This is a genomic window from Chitinophagales bacterium, assembly GCA_019638515.1.
Classification (GTDB): domain Bacteria; phylum Bacteroidota; class Bacteroidia; order Chitinophagales; family LD1; genus UBA7692.
In genome coordinates this window covers 219,136-237,861 of sequence record JAHBTS010000002.1, presented here as the reverse complement: position 1 = coordinate 237,861, position 18,726 = coordinate 219,136, and the positions used below count along the sequence as shown (strand labels likewise).

The 18,726-nt window shown below is 39.8% G+C and carries 24 protein-coding genes; 16 read left to right on the top strand and 8 right to left on the bottom strand.

Annotated elements, in window-relative coordinates:
• On the top strand, positions 1-750 hold the full coding sequence (locus tag KF872_04235) for a phosphodiester glycosidase family protein (protein MBX2902744.1): 750 nt from the start codon (positions 1-3) through the stop codon (positions 748-750).
• Between the two features lie 8 nt (positions 751-758).
• Here KF872_04235 and KF872_04230 read toward each other — a convergent pair whose 3' ends face one another.
• The 3 genes from KF872_04230 to KF872_04220 all read right to left on the bottom strand — a co-directional run bounded on the left by KF872_04230 (position 759) and on the right by KF872_04220 (position 3,624).
• Positions 759-1,385, bottom strand: coding sequence for an SDR family oxidoreductase (locus KF872_04230; GenBank protein MBX2902743.1), 627 nt, complete (start codon positions 1,383-1,385; stop codon positions 759-761).
• A gap of 37 nt (positions 1,386-1,422) precedes the next feature.
• Positions 1,423-1,827 (bottom strand): OsmC family protein, encoded by a 405-nt coding sequence (locus tag KF872_04225; protein MBX2902742.1) that lies wholly within the window; start codon positions 1,825-1,827, stop codon positions 1,423-1,425.
• A gap of 114 nt (positions 1,828-1,941) precedes the next feature.
• Positions 1,942-3,624, bottom strand: a complete 1,683-nt coding sequence (locus KF872_04220; GenBank protein ID MBX2902741.1) for a T9SS type A sorting domain-containing protein — start codon at positions 3,622-3,624, stop codon at positions 1,942-1,944.
• A 93-nt stretch (positions 3,625-3,717) separates the two neighbouring features.
• On the opposite strand from KF872_04220, the gene KF872_04215 reads away from it, so the two are divergent.
• Positions 3,718-4,155, top strand: a complete 438-nt coding sequence (locus tag KF872_04215; protein MBX2902740.1) for a clan AA aspartic protease — start codon at positions 3,718-3,720, stop codon at positions 4,153-4,155.
• On the opposite strand, the gene KF872_04210 is transcribed toward KF872_04215, so the two are convergent.
• Positions 4,147-4,872 (bottom strand): pyridoxine 5'-phosphate synthase, encoded by a 726-nt coding sequence (locus KF872_04210; GenBank protein ID MBX2902739.1) that lies wholly within the window; start codon positions 4,870-4,872, stop codon positions 4,147-4,149. The two genes, KF872_04215 and KF872_04210, sit on opposite strands and share 9 nt — an antisense overlap.
• A gap of 97 nt (positions 4,873-4,969) precedes the next feature.
• Between KF872_04210 and KF872_04205 the strand changes: the two genes are divergently transcribed.
• A complete protein-coding gene (locus KF872_04205; protein MBX2902738.1) occupies positions 4,970-5,545 on the top strand; it encodes a TetR/AcrR family transcriptional regulator in 576 nt (191 codons plus the stop codon).
• A gap of 1 nt (position 5,546) precedes the next feature.
• Here KF872_04205 and KF872_04200 read toward each other — a convergent pair whose 3' ends face one another.
• Positions 5,547-6,293 (bottom strand): T9SS type A sorting domain-containing protein, encoded by a 747-nt coding sequence (locus KF872_04200; protein ID MBX2902737.1) that lies wholly within the window; start codon positions 6,291-6,293, stop codon positions 5,547-5,549.
• A gap of 54 nt (positions 6,294-6,347) precedes the next feature.
• Positions 6,348-6,701, bottom strand: a complete 354-nt coding sequence (locus KF872_04195) for a gliding motility protein GldC (protein MBX2902736.1) — start codon at positions 6,699-6,701, stop codon at positions 6,348-6,350.
• A gap of 157 nt (positions 6,702-6,858) precedes the next feature.
• On the opposite strand from KF872_04195, the gene KF872_04190 reads away from it, so the two are divergent.
• The 4 genes from KF872_04190 (at position 6,859) to KF872_04175 (ending at position 9,605) form a co-directional block, all read left to right on the top strand.
• On the top strand, positions 6,859-7,257 hold the full coding sequence (locus tag KF872_04190) for a hypothetical protein (protein MBX2902735.1): 399 nt from the start codon (positions 6,859-6,861) through the stop codon (positions 7,255-7,257).
• A 64-nt stretch (positions 7,258-7,321) separates the two neighbouring features.
• Positions 7,322-7,771: a response regulator gene (locus KF872_04185; GenBank protein MBX2902734.1), complete on the top strand. Its 450-nt coding sequence runs from the start codon at positions 7,322-7,324 to the stop codon at positions 7,769-7,771.
• Positions 7,772-7,775: 4 nt separating this feature from the next.
• Complete coding sequence (locus KF872_04180) at positions 7,776-8,498, top strand: response regulator (GenBank protein MBX2902733.1); 723 nt, start codon at positions 7,776-7,778, stop codon at positions 8,496-8,498.
• 9 nt (positions 8,499-8,507) lie between these two features.
• Positions 8,508-9,605: an AMP-binding protein gene (locus KF872_04175; protein MBX2902732.1), complete on the top strand. Its 1,098-nt coding sequence runs from the start codon at positions 8,508-8,510 to the stop codon at positions 9,603-9,605.
• Here KF872_04175 and KF872_04170 read toward each other — a convergent pair whose 3' ends face one another.
• Positions 9,606-10,598, bottom strand: coding sequence for a hypothetical protein (locus KF872_04170; protein ID MBX2902731.1), 993 nt, complete (start codon positions 10,596-10,598; stop codon positions 9,606-9,608).
• Positions 10,599-10,694: 96 nt separating this feature from the next.
• On the opposite strand from KF872_04170, the gene KF872_04165 reads away from it, so the two are divergent.
• The 9 genes from KF872_04165 (at position 10,695) to KF872_04125 (ending at position 17,881) form a co-directional block, all read left to right on the top strand.
• Positions 10,695-11,786 carry a hypothetical protein gene (locus KF872_04165; protein MBX2902730.1) on the top strand — a complete coding sequence of 364 codons (1,092 nt, stop codon included), beginning with the start codon at positions 10,695-10,697 and terminating at the stop codon, positions 11,784-11,786.
• An 18-nt stretch (positions 11,787-11,804) separates the two neighbouring features.
• Positions 11,805-12,455, top strand: a complete 651-nt coding sequence (locus KF872_04160; protein MBX2902729.1) for an SCO family protein — start codon at positions 11,805-11,807, stop codon at positions 12,453-12,455.
• An 84-nt stretch (positions 12,456-12,539) separates the two neighbouring features.
• Positions 12,540-13,172, top strand: coding sequence for a peroxiredoxin (locus tag KF872_04155; protein MBX2902728.1), 633 nt, complete (start codon positions 12,540-12,542; stop codon positions 13,170-13,172).
• Between the two features lie 120 nt (positions 13,173-13,292).
• Complete coding sequence (locus tag KF872_04150; GenBank protein MBX2902727.1) at positions 13,293-13,946, top strand: ribulose-phosphate 3-epimerase; 654 nt, start codon at positions 13,293-13,295, stop codon at positions 13,944-13,946.
• A 95-nt stretch (positions 13,947-14,041) separates the two neighbouring features.
• Complete coding sequence (locus KF872_04145; protein MBX2902726.1) at positions 14,042-14,629, top strand: hypothetical protein; 588 nt, start codon at positions 14,042-14,044, stop codon at positions 14,627-14,629.
• Positions 14,630-14,632: 3 nt separating this feature from the next.
• Positions 14,633-14,890 (top strand): acyl carrier protein, encoded by a 258-nt coding sequence (locus tag KF872_04140; GenBank protein MBX2902725.1) that lies wholly within the window; start codon positions 14,633-14,635, stop codon positions 14,888-14,890.
• A 5-nt stretch (positions 14,891-14,895) separates the two neighbouring features.
• Positions 14,896-16,086, top strand: a complete 1,191-nt coding sequence (locus KF872_04135) for a beta-ketoacyl-[acyl-carrier-protein] synthase family protein (GenBank protein ID MBX2902724.1) — start codon at positions 14,896-14,898, stop codon at positions 16,084-16,086.
• Positions 16,077-17,132, top strand: coding sequence for a beta-ketoacyl synthase chain length factor (locus KF872_04130; protein ID MBX2902723.1), 1,056 nt, complete (start codon positions 16,077-16,079; stop codon positions 17,130-17,132). Before KF872_04135 ends, KF872_04130 begins: the two co-directional genes overlap by 10 nt.
• Positions 17,126-17,881, top strand: coding sequence for a polysaccharide deacetylase family protein (locus KF872_04125; protein MBX2902722.1), 756 nt, complete (start codon positions 17,126-17,128; stop codon positions 17,879-17,881). The genes KF872_04130 and KF872_04125 overlap by 7 nt, the downstream gene beginning before the upstream one ends.
• Here KF872_04125 and KF872_04120 read toward each other — a convergent pair.
• A complete protein-coding gene (locus tag KF872_04120; GenBank protein ID MBX2902721.1) occupies positions 17,878-18,723 on the bottom strand; it encodes a 3-hydroxybutyryl-CoA dehydrogenase in 846 nt (281 codons plus the stop codon). The two genes, KF872_04125 and KF872_04120, sit on opposite strands and share 4 nt — an antisense overlap.
• Positions 18,724-18,726: the final 3 nt, after the last annotated feature.

Below are 18,726 nucleotides of genomic sequence, written 5' to 3'. Positions count from 1 at the left end.
ATGATGCAGTATTTAACCAAACTTGCCGTTACTGTTTTTATAGTTATATTTTTTTGTGCTGCACAAGCGCAAACGCGCGGTTACTCATCGGTGCCATTTGGAGGAACTACCTTTCGTGCCTTTACTGTAAAAATAGATACCTATTCCGTAAATCGTTTTGAGCTGTTGCAAAATACTACCGATGCCAGCCATGCTAACATATTGCAGTCGGTTAAGTCGCGCTATGGTACATGCTTTTTGGTGAATGGAGCAGTAGCTGAAAATGGTTGTGCATTTATAGGTTTAGCCGTAAATAAAGGTGCCGAAATTGCACCCATAAATTTAGGTAGCGGTAATGGTGCTTTTTTTATGAAACCCAATGGAGTATTGGCTATTGGTGTAAATGGAGCAGAAGTAGTGGAATCTTCTGCATATAAAAACACGCAAGATAAAAAGATGGCATTGCAATCGGGTCCCATGTTGCTTGTTAACGGTAGTATTCACCCAGAATTTAGAGCAACTTCTACCAATAGATTTTATAGAAGCGGGGTGGGGGTATTTACTAAAAATGGAGAATCATTTTTGGTGTTTGCCGTGTCAAATGAACCTGTAAACCTCTATACTGCAGCCACATTTTTTAGAGATAAATTTGGTTGCAACAATGCATTGAGTTTACAGAGCAGCGCTACTGCAGCCAGCATTCCATTTATGAATGAAAATCCTGATGCAAACAATATGAAATTTTGCAGTTACATTCTTTATAGGGAATAAACTGTAGGTTAGTTGCTTATGCCAACCCTTGTTTGCAAAAATTGATTTTGCTCTAATTCCTTTACTACAAAAGCAGCAATATCGCCTGTAAATATTTGCTGTTTCCCGTTGGGTAAATAGTCTTTTCGAACTTGGTAGTTGTTTGTTTTTGCACCATCGGGAATGTAGGGGCAACATACAAATGTCCAGTCTAAAGAGGTTGGTTGCAGCAAGTTAAAAACCTTATAGTGTCCTTCCGAAACATTTTTGTATTCGGCAGGAAAATCGGGTAGATCTTTAATAAGCATGTTTGCATTTGCTTGCAATGCTCCCATGCCGCCAATAGCTATTACTCGTTTAACATGGTGTTGAAGCATAGCGGGAATTATATTTTTCATTCCATCGCTCATCAAATCTACTTTGCCAGAAATATCGCTTTGCCCTAATGCCGAAACTACAGCATCGGCACCTTCTATTGCTTTGCCTATTTGCGATGCGTTGTATGCATCGCCTTCCACAAAAGTTAAGTTGGCGTGAACAAGCGGCAGTTTTTGTTTGCTTCGTAAATATGCAACTACTTGCCAGCCTTTAGCAAGTGCTTCTTCTACAATTAGTTTTCCTGTGCGGCCATTGGCTCCAATAACTGTAATTTTCATGGTGAACTATTTTTAGATGGAAACAGTGTGTGGTGTATCAATTCCAGTTAAACGAAATTGTTTTTGTTAGTTCCGGATGTAGCGAGTAAAATACAGGGCAAGTGCGTGCTGTGTTTTCTAAAATTGCTTTTTCTTTTTCTGAAAGTGTTGGTGCTGCTAATGAAAATGCGACTACAATTTCGGTAATTCTTCTAGGTTCGGTTCCCATGATTTTTGTAATGGAAATTTCGGCACCTGTTAAATCTACTTGCATTTCTCTGGCTTTAATGCCCATAACGGTGAGCATACAACTGCCCAAAGCTGTTGCCACCAAATCGGTTGGCGAAAATGCTTCGCCCTTTCCTTGGTTATCGGTGGGGGCATCGGTAATAATTTTTTCACTCGATTTTATATGAGTTGCTTGTGTGCGCAAATTGCCAAGATAAGTAATGGTAGAAGTCATAAACTATACGTTGTTGCAATATTAGAAAATGCCTACGCATGTATGCAAAAAAAAAAAACAGGCTGTTCGTGTGCAGCCTGTTGGTTTTAATTCATAGGTGTATCTTAAATATGCTTATTTGCTGAGTACTAATCTTTGTTTAAAGGATGCGTCTCCGTTTTTTGCTACTAGTTGATATACGCCTGCTTGCACATCGTTTAGTTCAAGGTTTAAGCTGTTGAACCCACCTAGTGCATCAAATTGGTACGATTTTACTTTGCTGCCGAGAAGATTAAAAAGTTCAATACTTACAAGTCCGGTTTCATCAATATTTACATCGAAGTTGGCTGCATTACTAGTTGGGTTGGGGTAAAGTTTAGATTCTAAAACTTTGAGTTCTTCCGGCTTAGGAATTTCGTTTTCATCGGATTCTGAGCCGTCTGTTTTAAATGCTGTTTTGCTGATTTGCGTTTGCAAAGCATAGCAGCTATTGGCGGTAGCTCCTTGGTAGCCATATACACGAATAAAGTAGGTGCCTACTTCGGCATCGTTCCATTTAATGGCTTCCGGTTTGGTGCCGCTTCTGCGGCTGCGGGCAAGCAGCAATCCTTGGTTGTCATACAGTGCAATATCAAAGTCGGCAGCAAGGTCGCTTAGTGTTATATAGATGTTGTTTTGTACTTTGTTGTTGGTAAAACTAAACCAGTTGCTTTTTCCACTCGTATTTATTCGTCCGTAAGTTACGGTTGTATTGCGCACTTTTTTGGCGTTGCTGCGTAAGTTGTTTTCATCTGTTGAAGTAAGGCAGTTGTTGTTTTCTACAGTGTTTTCTACGGTGGTTTCGCCTATAGGTTTTTGTAATCCTTTAGAAGTAACGATGCTATTTCTAAAACCGCCTGCTGCAAATAAATTCTCCATTCTTTCAGCCTGCCCCGAGGTGAACATTGCCATAGCTGCATCATCTGTATAGTCCATAAAGTTCATATACATAGTATTGAAGCCGCATGAAACCGGTGCGGTTTTTGGTGTGCCATAAGTTGGACCACTTTGCGGTGGTGTATCTTCTACCAAATCATTGCCATTGCAATTGCTTTTATCGCCCCAGATATGTGCGAGGTTAAGCCAGTGGCCAATTTCATGTGTGGCTGTTCTGCCTTTGTTGTATGGATATTTTGCAGTGCCCATAGTGCCAAAAGCAATATGGTTAATTACCACGCCATCTGAGGCTGCTGCGCCACCCGGCAATTGTGCATAGCCCAATAGATTGTTGCTTAATCGGCAAACCCAAATATTGAGGTATTGTGCGGCATCCCAAGCGTTGTCGCCACCGCGCTCGCTAAATTTCATATCGTTGTTATCTGTAAACGAAATTTTTGAAGTGAATTTTCTTACAATACCATTGGTGGCACTGCCATCGGGTTTTCTTTTTGCTAATTGGAATTGAATATTGGTAGCTGCTGCAACCTTTGCAAATTCATCGGGAATGGTGTTTACCTCATCGTTTAATAACTGAAAGTCTTTGTTGAGCACTTCTATTTGCGATAGTATTTGTTCGTTGCTAAGGCTGTCGTCAAATTTGTTGTACAATACATGTATTACTACCGGAATTGTAATGGATTTAGTTTGCGTTTCATCGGTTTTAAAGTTGCGTGCTGCTTGTGTAAACTGCTCAATTTGTAAACGTGCTGCGCGGTAAGAGGCATCTTGGTCAAGCATTTGTTGGTGATGCTCGTGCGTGCTGCATTGGCGCTGGGCTTGCAAGTTGGAGCTAAGCATAGAAACCACTAAGAAGGTAATAAGGTAGAGTTTATACTTCATGGTTTTCAGTTACCACAAAGTGTCCGAATTGCTTTACGGAAAAAAAATGAAAAGGTTATAGCGAATACAAAAATTTGCCTTTATGTTCGCCACATGGCAAAGAAACAAATACCCACAGTTGTAAAATTATCGTTGGAAGATATGAGCGAATCGGGCTACCATTTATTTCTAAACATAAAGGTGAATGGAAAAAGATGCCGCTTTCTTTTAGATACCGGAGCTTCTAAAACAGTAATTGGAAAAGAGTGGTTCGAAAAAAATATTGGGAAAGAAAAATTGAAAACTATAAAGCAAGAAACTTCCGGTTTGCACAGTGCCGTAGCAGAAAGTTATTTAGGAAAGATTGACTTAATTGAGTTTGGCACATTATCGGTAAAGAAATATAACTCTGCTGCAGTTGAACTATCGCATGTAAACAATATGTATGCAAAGTACAAAATCAAAAAAATAAACGGCATTTTAGGTTCCGATTTATTGCTAAAACTCAATGCCATAATTGATTACAAAAATGCCACACTCACATTAAGCTAATTGCCTTAAGTAGAGTTGAATGGTGTTTTCTAAACCAAGGTAAAGGCAATCGCGCACCAATGCGTGTCCTATAGAAACCTCAAGTAAATGGGGAATGTTTTGTTTTAAAAATTGTAAGTTATCTAAGTTTAAATCGTGTCCGGCATTGATGCCAAGTCCTAATTCTACACAGGTTTGGGCAGCTTTTGCCAATGGTAAAACGGCTTCGTGTTTATTGGTGTAAAAATGATGTGCGTAAGGACCTGTGTAAAATTCAATTCTATCGGTGCCTGTTTCCTTTGCCGCTGCTAGTTGTTCTTCAACCGGATCTATAAAAAGAGAGACTCTAATTCCTTTTTCTTTAAATCTTTCAATAGTTTTTTGTAAAAACTGCCGATGCTGTACACAATCCCAGCCATGATCTGAGGTAAGCTGCCCCGGCAAGTCGGGTACTAATGTACATTGTGCAGGTTGGGTAGCAATTACCATTTGCACAAAGTCTTCTGTGGGGTAGCCTTCAATATTAAATTCGGTAGTTACCACTTCTTTAAGAGCCGACACATCCTTGCGCGTTATATGTCTTTCATCGGGGCGCGGATGTATGGTAATGCCTTGAGCACCATATTTTTCACAGTCTATGGCAAACTGCACTACATCGGGAATATTGCTGCCACGTGAGTTTCGGAGCAGTGCTATTTTATTTACATTTACACTTAGTGCGGTAGTAAGATGTTTCATTTAGGAACAAACGTTCTTTTTTAAATTTAAAAATAATTGATTTTCAATTAACTATGAATGGTTTTTGCTATTAGATTAGCTGCTAAAATACAAAATAATGGCACGTCCTAAAAAGTATAAATACGAAGCCGTACTCGAAAAAGCAATGGACCTTTTTTGGGCAAAGGGCTACAATGGCACATCGGTTCAAGATTTGGTAGATAGCTTGAAACTAAGTAAAGCAAGTATGTATGAAGCATTTACCGATAAGCACGGTTTGTTTATGGCAACTTTGGTAAACTACGAAAAGAGACTAAAAAACAACCTGCAATTGCTGCATGAAATTCCTTCGCCCAAAGCGGCATTGGCACTTTCTTTTGAAAGTATAATTGCGGAGGTTACAGATAGCCGACATCGCAGGGGCGGCTACTTAACCAACACTGCCATAGAACTTGCACCACACGATAAGGAGGTTGAACAATGGGTGAATAGCTGCATGGCTGCCATAGAAGAAACCTATAAAAGTTTATTGCAAAAGGCAGTAGAAAAGGGAGAAATAGCAGCATCTATTGATATAGAGAATACCGCTTACTTTTTTACCAATACCTTGCAAGGTATTATGGTATATTCAAAAGTAAAGCAAGATAAGGCCAAGCTACAGGCTATTGTAGTAGAAGCACTGAAAGTGCTGTAAGCTATTCTACAATTACTTTTGCTGCAGTTCCATTTAGGCGCACCAAGTATAATCCTTTTTGTAGCGATGCACTTTCTATAAAGTAAGTGTTGGCAGTATTGGTAAATGTTTTGTTTGCCACCAATCTTCCGGCAATATCAAATACCTCAAGTTGTACCACATTCGTATTTATGGAAGTGGCGTTTACCACTATCTGCTTGGTATCGGCAGCATAAAAGGCATTTATTTTAGAAGATGCCGTTGCAATATTTCTTATGGCAGTAGGGGTTACTTGGTCGCAAGCACTATCTTTTTCAATTACAACTAGGTACATATCGAAGCCGGCTTGCTTAGCTAAACTTTCATCTAAATTATAGGTAGTTGGGATGCCGTTTAACTTAATATATGCTTTTCCTGTAAAGCCAATATCGTAGCGTTTGGCAGAGTCGGTGGTGGTGCCATACACTACAAAGCAACCACTTTTTTCAGCATAAAAAGTACAGGTAGCATTGCCACAAGTATAGTTTATTCCCGATGGCAGGTTGCTAACGGTAAGCATTTTAAAAGAGTCGATAGTTGCTTGCGAAAATTGCGAAGGCAACAAAACCTGCACTACTTGTTCGTAGTAAACACCTCTTTCAACACAAGGAATTTCATCGGCCTGTGGTGTGCTGCCGTAGTTGGTGTTGTTTGGATCTGGAGTGCAGCTAACTTGGGCATTTGCCGCAAAAGTTGCAGCTGCAAAAAGAATGAGTACAATGTTTTTCATGATGTATAATATTGATTTTAATAACGAAATAATGCAACTGCAAAGGCAGTATTTTTATTGCTTTACTCTGGCTCTGCTTTCTTCCCATTCGGCTGTTTGCTCTGCCAGATTATTGGTGAACTTTTTCATTTCTTCTTTTACAAAAGGATTTCCGGTGGCTCTCTGATAAGAATCTGCAAAGCTCAATAAGGTTTGAAAAAATTGTGCGTGCATTTCATCTGTGGTGATATCTTTTGTCCAAAGATGAATATTGAAGGTTGTTTTTTCAAAAGCATCCCAAAGCGAAATTTGCATGCTCTTACAGTCTTTCAATTCGTTGTGTTGCGAATCGGTGGCCAGCCATTTAATACTGTGTGGTACATTTTGGTGGTCTAATTCTACCTTAAATTTTATCTCGGAACTTCTCATGCTTTTTATTTAATACACAATAGTATAAAATTGAACGGAAGCGCGTAGCTATTGTGTTTAAAATCCGGTCAATAATGTTCACCCACCGATTGTTCTGTGTTGTAGAACTTTTCTTCTTTTTTTTCGTAAAGCACAAAAGAACCAATACCCAACCAATATGAAAACAAGATTTTACAAGCTGTTTGCTGTTTTTTCGGCACTATCTTTTTCTGCAGTAACTGTTTTGGGAGCCGGTAAAAGTGCTTTAGATGTGCGAAATATGGCCGATGCCACCGCACTCATAAAGGTTTTAAATAAGGAATTGAGTTTAAGTGAACAGCAAAAAGTGCGTATCGGAAAACTAATGGAAGCATACATGCGCAGAGTAGAATTGGCCAAAATTGCGTATGCCGATAACGATGCTCAGCTCAATAAAAGGTTGATGCTGCTCACAAATTTTAGAAACGAAACATTAAAAAAGGAATTAGGAGATGAAAAAACTGCATTGTTTGAAATAATGTTGCCCGAGTTGCCTAAAAAAATGGCAGAAATGAAAAAACGCATTTCGGGTAATTAATTTTACTGTATTGCGTTATGGATTGAAAAATGTATCATTGCTTTAGTTTTAATTTCCCTCAAACATGGACTTACTTAGAAATACCAAAGAGAAACCACGAATACTGCTGGTAGAGGATAACCCGGGCGATATTCGCCTTACACAAGAAGCATTTAAAGAAAGCTCTTTAGATATTCAAATGGATGTAGTTACCGATGGAGAAATGGCGCTCGATTTCTTATTTAAACGAGGACGCTTCAGCGACTCTTCTAAGCCGGATATTGTGTTGCTCGATTTAAACCTACCCAAGAAAAATGGAATAGAGGTATTGAAGGAAGTAAAAACCGATACCCACCTCAAAAAAACACCCGTAATAGTATTAACCACTTCCGATGCCGACCACGACATCTCCAAAGCATACAGTCTGCATGCTAATTGCTATATCCTGAAACCTGTTGATTTTGATGACTTCGCCCGCGTTATTAAGTTAATAGAAGCCTATTGGTTCAATACGGTTCAATTAAATTACGATTAGTTGTATGAATGACTCTTCTACTCTTAAAGTGTTGCTGATTGAGGATAATCCGGGTGACGCTTTCTTAATGAAATTTTATTTGGGCGAATCTACAATGCCCACTTTCGAAACGCTGCATGCCGAAACTATTAAGCAAGCATACGAACTTTTAGAGCAGCATACTTTCGATATTATTCTGCAAGACTTAAACCTGCCCGATAGCCACGGAGTAGATTCCATAAAAAACTTACTACAAAAATATCCTGGAAATTTGGTGCTGGTACTTACGGGATTAACCGATGAAGAAGTAGGCTTAGAAACTGTGCGCTATGGTGCACAAGACTTTTTAGTAAAAGGAAAGTTCGATGGTAAAGTACTTATATCTTCGGTAATGTTTGCTTATGAGCGTTTTAAGTTAAACAGTAAACTCAGCAAGTTTCAGGTAGAAGTAGATTTGCGCAAAACTCGTTTCGATAATTTACAACGCTGCTTGCAAATTGGTGTAACAGAAATTCATAAAACAGAAGGTAAAGTATTTATTTCATCAAATGCCAAGCGAATACTGTCATTAGATGTGTCTGGCAATTTCTTTTCACACGAAGAGTTTAGCCAGTTGTTTGTAAATTTTCCGAGTTTAGATAGCCCTGTTGGCAAAACTGCAATACAGTCTGCCGGAGGTGTAAATGCCGAAGTGGAGTTTCAAGATTTTGACGATATTGTAATGGGCATTATTAGAATTTCGCAATAGCATAATGCGATGTTTACCATTCGCTTTTCTACCAACACGCCTGCACAAATTATTGAAGAAGCAAAGGCAAAGTTAGCACAAGATAACTTAAGTAATTGGGAGCGCGATATTTGGACATTTACCGAGGCGTTTTTAAATCCAGGCAATCAATCCTTTACCGTATTTACTTCCGGTTCCACAGGAAAACCTAAGCTAATTAAGCATTCGCGCTTTCAATTAGAGCAAAGCGCTCGTGCTACCATATCCTTTTTTAGTTTAGAGAAAGCACAGCAAGTATTGCTTGCTATTCCTGCTGCTAAAATTGGCGGTAGAATGATGATTGTTCGCAGCATACTTGCCCAGTTAGATATGAGTTGCGTGCCGCTTTCATCAAAGCCGCTCAATGGCGTTACCATAAACAATACTTTCGATTTTGCTCCATTCACGCCCATGCAGCTCTCTAATTGCCTAAGTGATGCAGCTACTAAAAAAAAGGTAGAGAAAATTAGAACCATTTTATTAGGCGGGGGAGAAGTATCCAATGTGTTGTTACAGCAAGTGCAAAGACTGCCCATAGCATTGTTTCATTCGTATGGAATGACGGAAACGGCAAGCCATATTGCCCTGCGCGCTTTAAACGGAGCCGATGCTTCTTCGTGCTATAAAACATTGCCGGGCATAACTGTTTCGGCAAACGAGCACCAGTGCTTACAAATTTCTGCGCCACATTTTTTTAAAGGAAAACTTACTACAAATGATGTGGCTGTAATACATTCCGATACTTCGTTTGAATGGATTGGAAGAAGCGATAATGTAATTAACTCCGGGGGCATTAAAATACAGCCCGAAACTGTGGAGAAGCAACTTTTTTCACTATTGCCATACCGCTTTTTTATTGCAGGTGTAAGCGATGCCGTGTTGGGAAAAAGGGTGGTGTTGGTAATAGAAAGTTCGAAATGTAGCTCTAAAGAAGTAAAGCAACTCGCCAGCATTTTCAATACACATTTAACCAAGTTTGAACAACCCAAAAGTATTGTGTTGGTTCATAAGTTTAGAGAAACAGAAACGGGCAAAATTCAGCGTGCTGAAACATTGTTGCATGCCATTCAACAAATAGATGTAAAGTAGTTATTCGGTTGCTTGTAGCTTTATTTCAACCACTTCCGGGTCAAATACACCTGTAATGTAGTATTTGCCGTTGTACTTAATGGCGGTGGAGCTGGCATCAATTTGAGTGCCATCGTTGTAAAATACCAATTTAGGTTGCATCGTTGCCAGCGGAATTTCATATACCGCACTTGGTGAGTGTTTTTTGCTGTGTTTTACGTGCTTTAAAAATTTGCTTAAGTTTAAGTGTGCTGCCACATAAAGCGTATCGTTTACAATGCGTAAGTTGTCGCCACCATATACTTTTGGTACAACCGTTTCCTCCTTTAAAGTTGTGCCATTAAAGCTAAAACGAAATATTTTATTCCATAAAGTAGATGCCACATACACATAGTTTTTATCGCGTGTAATCCCATTGGCATAAAAAATTTTTTTAGATACCTTAAAGCAGGTGTCGCCATTGCAGTAGCATACATTTCCATTGCTGAAATAGCCACCTGTATTCATATTGGTAACTAAAAAACTGCCGTCTTCCAGCGCGCAAATAGCATTGGGGCTAATAATGCATGGAGCGCTTGTTTTCCGTATAAAAAAAATAGAGTCGCCTTGTAGTAAAAAGGTAAGAACGGAATTACGCGTAAAATCCTTTTTGCCTTTCACCTCGGGTTCATGGTTTACGGCATACAGAAAGAGACTGTCGTTTTTCTTTAGCAAATCAATTCCATGAGGAAACAAAGAAATATGGTTAGGCATAACAGTAACCGATTTCGATACTTTTTGGGTAGCTAAATCAATAAATACAAATTCGCCTTTGCTGCTGTCGCCCTCACGTTTTATGCCACACGAAACAATCAGGCGAGGTTGGTTGCTGCTAAGCGTGTCTAATACAAAATCTTCGGGGCCGGAAGGTACGCCCCATGAATGAGTGTCGGCAATAGCGGTTTGAATTTTTGGACCGTGTGCACAACCCGAAATGGTAAGTGCCAATATGAATGCGGAAAAGATAGATTTCATTTGGGCAAAGGTGAAACCTTTTCTGGTATAGATGTTAAATCCGTAGAAAAAAAATACAGCACTTGATTTTTGTTTTGAATAAAAGAACTTCGCCTTATGAAGTTTAAAGTTTCGATCTTGGCAATGCTGCTTGTTATGTGTGTGGTGGCGTATGAATTGGCAAGTTGCAATTCTGCTCCGGCAAAAATTGCATTAGATGTAGCCCAAGCTCCGTTTAAGCATCTATCGGAATACAATTTTTTTATAGGAACACTTAAAGATTTAAAACCCAACGAAAGTATTCTTCCATACGATTTAAATACATCGCTCTTCACCGATTACGCATTCAAAAAGCGCTTTGTGTATGTACCCAAAGGCAAAAGCACACATTACGATACTTCAGAAATGATAAAACTTCCGGTAGGTTCATGCCTCATTAAAAATTTTTATTACCCAGTAGATTTTAGTAAACCCGATGGTGAAAAACGCATAATAGAAACCCGCTTACTTATTCACCGTTCTTCGGGCTGGGAAGCGCTCGAATACACTTGGAATGATGAACAAACCGATGCCGTATTAAACAATATTGGCGCTATAAAGCAAGTAAGTTGGATTCATTTCGATGGCACTAAGAAGAAAGTAGAATACATAGTACCCAGCAAAAACCAATGCAAAAGCTGCCATTGGTATAATGGCGCCATTCGCCCCATTGGCCCCAAAGTTCGCAATTTAAACAAAGATTATGCGTATAGCGATGGTACAGAAAACCAACTGCTGCGCTGGCAAAAAGTGGGTTATTTAACCAATGTTCCTTCACCGGAAAATTGTCCAAAAACTCCCAACTGGGAAGATTCTTCTGCCTATTCTCTCAGCCAAAGAGCCAGAGCCTATTTAGATATGAATTGCGGCCATTGCCACAATGCCAAGGGTCCTGCTTATACTTCGGGTTTATACCTGAATTTAGAAAACGAATCGCCCGCCAATTTAGGCATTTGCAAAACTCCGGTAGCAGCAGGAAAAGCCACGGGTGGCAATCTCTTTGATATTTTTCCGGGAAAGCCCGAGGCATCAATAGTTATTTATAGAATGAAATCTGACGATCCGGGTGTGCGCATGCCCGAGGTTGGGAAAAATTTACTGCATCCCGAAGGCATTTCGCTTATAGAAAGATGGATTGGTGCCATGCAGCAAGAAGCATGTATGGAATAAAAACTGAATTTAGAAAGTATGAATTACAGTAAAATAAAAAGCATTTTTAGTATGAAGTATTACGGCATGTTTTTGTTATTAGCAATGGTAGCCACATGGCTGAATTCCTGCCAAAACGCACAGCCCGAGCAGGTTTCTATTAAGCGAATTGTAAATGGCGAAATTGTAGAAGATACAGCTGCTTACAGTATTCCTGAGTTTAGATTTGCAAACCAATTTGGCGATACGCTAACCAATAAAGATGTAGAAGGAAAATACCTGGTGGTAGATTTCTTTTTTATCAATTGCCCAAGTATTTGCCCCAAAATGAAAGCCCAAATGCTGCGGGTTTACGATAAGTTTAAAGACAGAAACGATTTCTTGATTCTTTCGCATTCCATAGACCCCAAGCGCGACACTGTGGCTGCATTACTGCATTACACGCAAAAACTAGGTGTTGGCAAAAATTGGTTTTTTCTTACAGGCATTAAAGAGCAGCTATTTGCCGCAGCCGATAAGTATTTAATAGCAGCCGAAGAAGACCCGCAAAGCCCCGGTGGTTTTGCACATAGCGGCAATTTTGTATTGGCAGATAAAACAGGCAGATTGCGCGGTTACTATGATGGCACCAATCCTCAATCGGTAGATAAACTCATTGCCGACCTGGAAAAACTATTGCAAGAAAAGTAAAACTTTTTTACAAAGAATTAGCAATCAATTTCGCGCTTCTCGCTACCTTCGCACTCTATTTTTAAACTAAAATAAACAATCATCATGGCTGTATTAGTAGGAAAAAAAGCCCCTTTGTTTAAGGCAACTGCCGTTGTAAACGGTGGAGAAATCGTAGAGAATTTCTCTTTAGAACAATATATTGGCAAAAAATATGTAGTACTGTTTTTCTATCCGAAAGACTTCACATTTGTGTGCCCAACAGAGTTACACGCCTTCCAGGCTCAATTAGCAGAGTTCGAAAAACGCGAAACTGTAGTGGTAGCCGTATCTACCGATACAGAACAAAGCCACTGGGGCTGGCTGCAATTGCCTAAGAATAAAGGTGGAATTCAAGGTGTTACATACCCATTGGTTGCCGATACCAACAAAACCATTTCTGCCAACTACGATGTGCTGAATGGCGCTTATTTTTACGATGATAACGATCAAATGCAAGCAACTTCTGAGTTAATTGCTTACCGCGGTTTATTCTTAATTGATAAGCAAGGTGTAGTTCGCCACCAATTGGTAAACGATTTACCATTGGGCAGAAATATAGATGAAGCCGTGCGCATGGTAGATTCACTTAGCTTCTTTGAAACACATGGCGAAGTTTGCCCTGCAAACTGGAGCCAAGGAAAGGCAGGTTTAACCGCCACTCACGAAGGTGTAGCAGGATACTTAGCCGAAAACTAATTAGCCGCAACAAAGCCTTATGGGAAAACAAATCCAGAAGGTTTATGGCAATGAGGTTGTTTTTTGTAAAGCAACCTCATTTTTTTTGTCCTAATGTAAAACTTCGCATAGCTTAGCCGCATGAAAAATACCATTGTTTCGCCCTCGATTTTAAGTGCCGATTTTTCTAAGTTGGGAGAAGATATTCAATTGCTGAACGAAAGTACTGCCGAATGGATTCATATTGATGTAATGGATGGTGTTTTTGTTCCTAATATCTCGTTTGGATTTCCTGTGTTGAAGGCGGTGCGCCAGCAAACAAAAAAGTTTTGCGATGTGCATTTAATGATTGTGCAGCCCGAAAGATATGTAGAACAATTTCGTAATGCCGGAGCCGATTTAATTACGGTGCATTACGAAGGGAATTATCATTTAGATTCTGTTATACATAAAATAAAAGCCACGGGAGCACAAGCAGGCGTAGCGCTTAATCCGGCTACACCTGTTGCCGTGTTGAAAGAGGTGATACACTTGCTCGATTTGGTATTGATTATGAGTGTGAATCCGGGTTTTGGCGGGCAAAAATTTATTCCATATACCTTTAATAAAGTGGCAGAGGCCAGCGCACTTATTAAGGCGCAAAACAGTGTTGCAAAAATTGAAGTAGATGGAGGTGTAACCTTAGAAAATGCCCCACAGTTAATTGCAGCAGGAGCTCAGGTTTTAGTTGCAGGAAATACGGTGTTTAGTGCTGCCAATCCAAAAGAAACTATCGAAAAGCTACGCAACTGCTAAATAAAATCAACCTAAGTACTACAAGTGTTGCCACTATTTCACTGTGTTTTTTGTAGTAATAAAGTTGGCTTATCCTTCTATATTTGCCCATTGAAATGAGTAGTTGCTGTATTACAAAATTTGCTTCATATAAGAATAATACATTAACCGTAAATGGTGTGGTTGAAGTTGAAGCCTGCAGCGATTTTAATGCCATATACGAGCAGTGGAATTTGAATTATCCTAAGTTTTTTAAAATGGATAACCTCTCTAAATTGGTGCTGCTTACTTGCGAAAAATTGCTAGAAGGCAACGAAGCAATGGCGGCTGTTCCTGCTTTTAAAAAGGGCTTGGTTTTTTCTACTGCCGATGGCTCCTTAGATACAGATGAACGATACCTGCAATCTACAGAAACAGCACCTAGTCCGGCATTGTTTGTATATACACTCCCCAATATAGCCGTGGGCGAACTTAGTATCAGGCATGGGCTAAAGGGCGAAACAGCAACATTTATGGTAGATACATGGCAACCCGAAATGTTGGCTGCACACGTTCAATCTTTATTTGATGAAGGCAGGGTAGAGGCCTGTGTGGCAGGTTGGGCAAATTTTTATGGAGAAAATGCGGAGGCTTTCTTTTATTTGGCGCAGCAAACAAACAATGGTTTGCCACATTCGACAAAAAACATACAAAGCATATACTAATTTATGGAAGAACTCATTACTACTCTAAAGGCTCAAATTGTGGAGCAGCTTAATTTACAGCATTTAAAACCCGAAGATATTGGTGCCGACCAACCATTGTTTGGCGAAGGTTTAGGATTAGATTCTATTGATGCACTGGAACTAATTGTACTCATGCAGCAGAAGTATGGAATTAAATTGGCCGATCCATCCGAAGGGCCGAAAATATTCCAAACGGTGCGCACCATGGCAACCTATATTTCTACCCACAAAACTACTTAGTTTACATGGGAGTGTTTATTGCCGGAAAGGGCATTATTACTTCTATTGGAGCTAATACGCAAGAAAATTTTGCGTCTCTTATTGCTGCTAAAAGCGGCATAGGAAACATGGAGATATTGCAATCGAATTTTGCAGGTGTTATTCCTGTTGCAGAGGTGAAATTAACCAATAGCCAACTGGCTGCCATTGCCGGAATTGATGCTCACAGCCCACGCACGGCTTTGTTGAGCACTATTGCAGCCAAAGAAGCGGTACTTAATTCTGGTATTGATTTAAAGAAGTGGCGTGTTGGTTTTTTATCGGCAAATACAGTAGGCGGCATGGATAAAACCGAGCAGCGGTACCAAGAATATCTTACCGATAAATCAGGCGCAGAACTTACAGGTGTGGTGCAGCACGATTGCGGAACCATTACCGAACTTGCTGCAGATGCATTGGGTATTCGCCATTTTGTAACTACCATTAGTACTGCGTGCTCTTCTTCTGCCAATAGTATTATGTACGCTCAAAGGCTTATACAAGCAGGCATAATTGATGTGGCTGTTGCAGGTGGTGCCGATTCGCTTTCGCGCTTTACCTTAAATGGATTTAATGCCCTAATGATTTTAGACCGCAAACTATGTACTCCTTTCGATGAACATAGAAATGGCTTGAACTTAGGCGAAGGCGCAGCTTATTTGGTGCTGGCTTCGGAAAAGGTAATGAATGATGCAAAGCGGGAAAAAAAGTATGTGCTTAGCGGCTATGCCAATGCCAATGATGCGTTTCACCAAACAGCATCTTCGCCTGAGGGCAAAGGAAATTTTCTTGCTATGACCAAAGCACTCGAAGTAGGAAAATTATTGCCTGAAGAAATTTCATACATCAATTTACATGGCACGGGAACTAACAACAACGATGTAAGTGAAGGCACTGCCATACAAAGAATTTTTAAAAAAGTACCTCCGGCAAGTTCTACCAAAAGTTTTACGGGGCATACCTTAGGCGCAAGTGGCAGCGTAGAAGCTGTGTATAGTTTGTTGGCAATGGAACATGGTGTTGTTTATCCAAATTTGCGATTTGCTACACCTATGAAGGAGCTGAACTTTACACCAGTTACTACACTTTTAGAAAATGCCGATATAAAACATGTTATGAGTAATTCATTTGGTTTTGGTGGCAACTGTTCATCACTTATTTTTTCAAAATGCAGTTAGTAGAAATGTACATAAATGGTGTTGGCTGCATTTCGCCACAACCCACTTTCGATAATAGTTCGTTTTTGGAAGAAGTAAAGGAATATACTACCAATAGAATTTATTGTGTAGAAGGCAATCACTCGGAATTTTTTGATGTTACTTCTTTGCGGAGAATGAGCCGTATTGTAAAGTTTGGCACCGCAGCGGGGCTCATTGCTTTGCGCGATGCCGGAATTAAAACTCCGGAGGCAATTTCTACGGGAACAGGATATGGGCTTTTAGAGCTATCGCAGCGGTTTTTGCGCGATTTTATTTCAAGCAGTGAAGGTGTGGTTAGCCCTACTTCATTTATTCAATCTACGCATAATACCGTAAGTTCCAACATTGCTTTGCTTACGGGTTGCCATGAACACAATAATACATTTTCGCAAAAAGGCATAAGCGTAGAAAGCACATGGTACGATGCTCAGTTTTTATTAAACGAAGGCAAAAAAAATGTGTTGGTAGGCAGTTACGAAGAAATAGGAGAATTTAATTACTCCTCGCTCATGCAGAATAAAGAATTACTGCCGGAACCATGTAGCAATATGGCTATTTTGAATGGGCAACATCAAGGCACCATTGTGGGCGAAGGCGCTGCATTCTTTTTGGTATCGAAAGAAAAAAGCAATAACACCTATTGCCGTTTGCTTGCGCACCAAACAGTATATAGAGAGCCAAATATAGAGCAGGCGTTACTGCAGTTTTTAGAGCAATCGAATATTGCAGTGGCCGATATTGATATTGTACTGAGCGGCCTAAATGGCGATGCACAAAACGATGCTCCGTTGCATGCCATAAACCAAAAGTGTTTTGGCAATGCTACCTTGCTTGGGTTTAAGCATTTATGCGGAGAGTACATGACGGCTTCTTCGTTTGCCATGTATATAATTGCACAAATTTTACAGAAGCAATTTATTCCCAAACCATTGTTGTTGCGCAACGCAAATCGCCCGATAGGTAAGGTGTTGTTGCACAATAATTTTAAACATTATCATTCATTTTTCTTATTCGAGAAATGCTAAAGCATCGCATTATACAACCAGTTACCTATATGGTTTTTGTATTGCTGGTAGTATTGTGTTTCATGAAGTTGTTGCCGTGGTGGGTATTGTTTTTACCCGTAGTTTTTTATTTGGCATGTGTAGTTGTTGGCAGTTATTTTATTCAGCTGAATTATTTTGTGTTGGCATTTAATAAAGGCAGTGGTGCAAAAAAGCAGATTGCACTCACATTCGATGATGGACCGCTTGAATTACATACAGAAAATGTACTGCAATTATTGCAAGCAAAAGAGGTGAAAGCTACTTTCTTTTTAATAGGAAAGCAGATAGCAAGGCACGAAGTACTGGTACGCAGAATTTATGCAGAAGGGCATTTGGTGGGCAATCATAGTTATGTTCATTCCAATAGTTTTCCAGTTTTGGGTTTAGGAAAAATGAAAACCGATTTAAAACATTGTACACAAGAAATAAATCGGATTTTGGGAGTGGAAGCTAAATACTTTCGGCCACCTTTTGGTGTTACCAATCCCACGGTTGCAAAGGCTGCCACAGAACTTGGATATAAGGTAATTGGCTGGAGTGTACGCTCTTACGATACCACCATTTCCAGCGAAAAAATATTGATGAAGCGTTTGCAGAAGGCAAAAGAAGGCGATATTGTTTTATTACACGATTGGGGCGCTGCCACACTAAAAGTATTGCCTGAATTTATTGATGCTTACCGCGCAAAGGGATTTGAGTTTGTACGTGTAGATGAATTAGAACCTTAGTATTGGTAAAACCCTTTTCCGGTTTTCTTTCCAAGTTGTTTGGCATCTACTTTTTGTGCTTGTATGCGCGATGGTCTAAACTTGGCATCGCCATGAAATGCTTCAAACAATGAAGATGTTACCGCAAAATTAATGTCGTTGCCAATTACATCCATGAGTTTGAATGCGCCCATTTTAAATCCTGCGCTTTCGAGTAGTAAGTCTATGTTTTCCATAGAGGCAGCTTGCTCTTCCAGTATTTTTAGACTTTCTACATAGTAGTGGCGGGCTACGCGGTTTACAATAAAACCGGGAGCATCTTTACATACTACCGGATTTTTACCAATAGATTTTGATAATGTGGTTAATGCTGTTGTGGTGGCTGTGTTTGTTTCGGCTCCGCAAATAATCTCTACCAGTTTCATTATAGGAGCAGGGTTAAAAAAGTGTATGCCGGCAAAGCGTTCGGGATGGCTCATTCCGGTAGCAATTTTTGTAATGGAAAGCGAAGATGTATTGCTGGCAAAAATAGTTTCGGTTGAATTGATAGCGCTGAGTTTGGTAAAGAGTTCTCTCTTTACATCCAACTTTTCTACTATGGCTTCTATTACCAAATTGGCTTGTACTTCTTCTATGGCATTGGTGGTATGCAGCCGTTGAGTTGCTTGTTCTTTTTCTAACTCGGTGAGTTTGTTTTTTTCAATGGCTTTATCCCAATTTTTTCGAATGGCAGCAATGGCGGTAGCGAGTTGTGGTTGGCTTACGTCAAATAATATAGTTTCAAAACCTGCTTGTGCAAATACTTCTGCTATGCCGGCTCCCATAGTTCCGGCTCCGCAAATACCTACTTTGGCAATTTTCATATA

Bases quoted from the DNA above. Each gene is read 5' to 3' on its own strand.
- KF872_04235 (MBX2902744.1), top strand. From the start codon at position 1: ATGATGCAGTATTTAACCAAACTTGCCGTTACTGTTTTTATAGTTATA.
- KF872_04230 (MBX2902743.1), bottom strand. From the start codon at position 1,385: ATGAAAATTACAGTTATTGGAGCCAATGGCCGCACAGGAAAACTAATT.
- KF872_04225 (MBX2902742.1), bottom strand. From the start codon at position 1,827: ATGACTTCTACCATTACTTATCTTGGCAATTTGCGCACACAAGCAACT.
- KF872_04220 (MBX2902741.1), bottom strand. From the start codon at position 3,624: ATGAAGTATAAACTCTACCTTATTACCTTCTTAGTGGTTTCTATGCTT.
- KF872_04215 (MBX2902740.1), top strand. From the start codon at position 3,718: ATGGCAAAGAAACAAATACCCACAGTTGTAAAATTATCGTTGGAAGAT.
- KF872_04210 (MBX2902739.1), bottom strand. From the start codon at position 4,872: ATGAAACATCTTACTACCGCACTAAGTGTAAATGTAAATAAAATAGCA.
- KF872_04205 (MBX2902738.1), top strand. From the start codon at position 4,970: ATGGCACGTCCTAAAAAGTATAAATACGAAGCCGTACTCGAAAAAGCA.
- KF872_04200 (MBX2902737.1), bottom strand. From the start codon at position 6,293: ATGAAAAACATTGTACTCATTCTTTTTGCAGCTGCAACTTTTGCGGCA.
- KF872_04195 (MBX2902736.1), bottom strand. From the start codon at position 6,701: ATGAGAAGTTCCGAGATAAAATTTAAGGTAGAATTAGACCACCAAAAT.
- KF872_04190 (MBX2902735.1), top strand. From the start codon at position 6,859: ATGAAAACAAGATTTTACAAGCTGTTTGCTGTTTTTTCGGCACTATCT.
- KF872_04185 (MBX2902734.1), top strand. From the start codon at position 7,322: ATGGACTTACTTAGAAATACCAAAGAGAAACCACGAATACTGCTGGTA.
- KF872_04180 (MBX2902733.1), top strand. From the start codon at position 7,776: ATGAATGACTCTTCTACTCTTAAAGTGTTGCTGATTGAGGATAATCCG.
- KF872_04175 (MBX2902732.1), top strand. From the start codon at position 8,508: ATGTTTACCATTCGCTTTTCTACCAACACGCCTGCACAAATTATTGAA.
- KF872_04170 (MBX2902731.1), bottom strand. From the start codon at position 10,598: ATGAAATCTATCTTTTCCGCATTCATATTGGCACTTACCATTTCGGGT.
- KF872_04165 (MBX2902730.1), top strand. From the start codon at position 10,695: ATGAAGTTTAAAGTTTCGATCTTGGCAATGCTGCTTGTTATGTGTGTG.
- KF872_04160 (MBX2902729.1), top strand. From the start codon at position 11,805: ATGAATTACAGTAAAATAAAAAGCATTTTTAGTATGAAGTATTACGGC.
- KF872_04155 (MBX2902728.1), top strand. From the start codon at position 12,540: ATGGCTGTATTAGTAGGAAAAAAAGCCCCTTTGTTTAAGGCAACTGCC.
- KF872_04150 (MBX2902727.1), top strand. From the start codon at position 13,293: ATGAAAAATACCATTGTTTCGCCCTCGATTTTAAGTGCCGATTTTTCT.
- KF872_04145 (MBX2902726.1), top strand. From the start codon at position 14,042: ATGAGTAGTTGCTGTATTACAAAATTTGCTTCATATAAGAATAATACA.
- KF872_04140 (MBX2902725.1), top strand. From the start codon at position 14,633: ATGGAAGAACTCATTACTACTCTAAAGGCTCAAATTGTGGAGCAGCTT.
- KF872_04135 (MBX2902724.1), top strand. From the start codon at position 14,896: ATGGGAGTGTTTATTGCCGGAAAGGGCATTATTACTTCTATTGGAGCT.
- KF872_04130 (MBX2902723.1), top strand. From the start codon at position 16,077: ATGCAGTTAGTAGAAATGTACATAAATGGTGTTGGCTGCATTTCGCCA.
- KF872_04125 (MBX2902722.1), top strand. From the start codon at position 17,126: ATGCTAAAGCATCGCATTATACAACCAGTTACCTATATGGTTTTTGTA.
- KF872_04120 (MBX2902721.1), bottom strand. From the start codon at position 18,723: ATGAAAATTGCCAAAGTAGGTATTTGCGGAGCCGGAACTATGGGAGCC.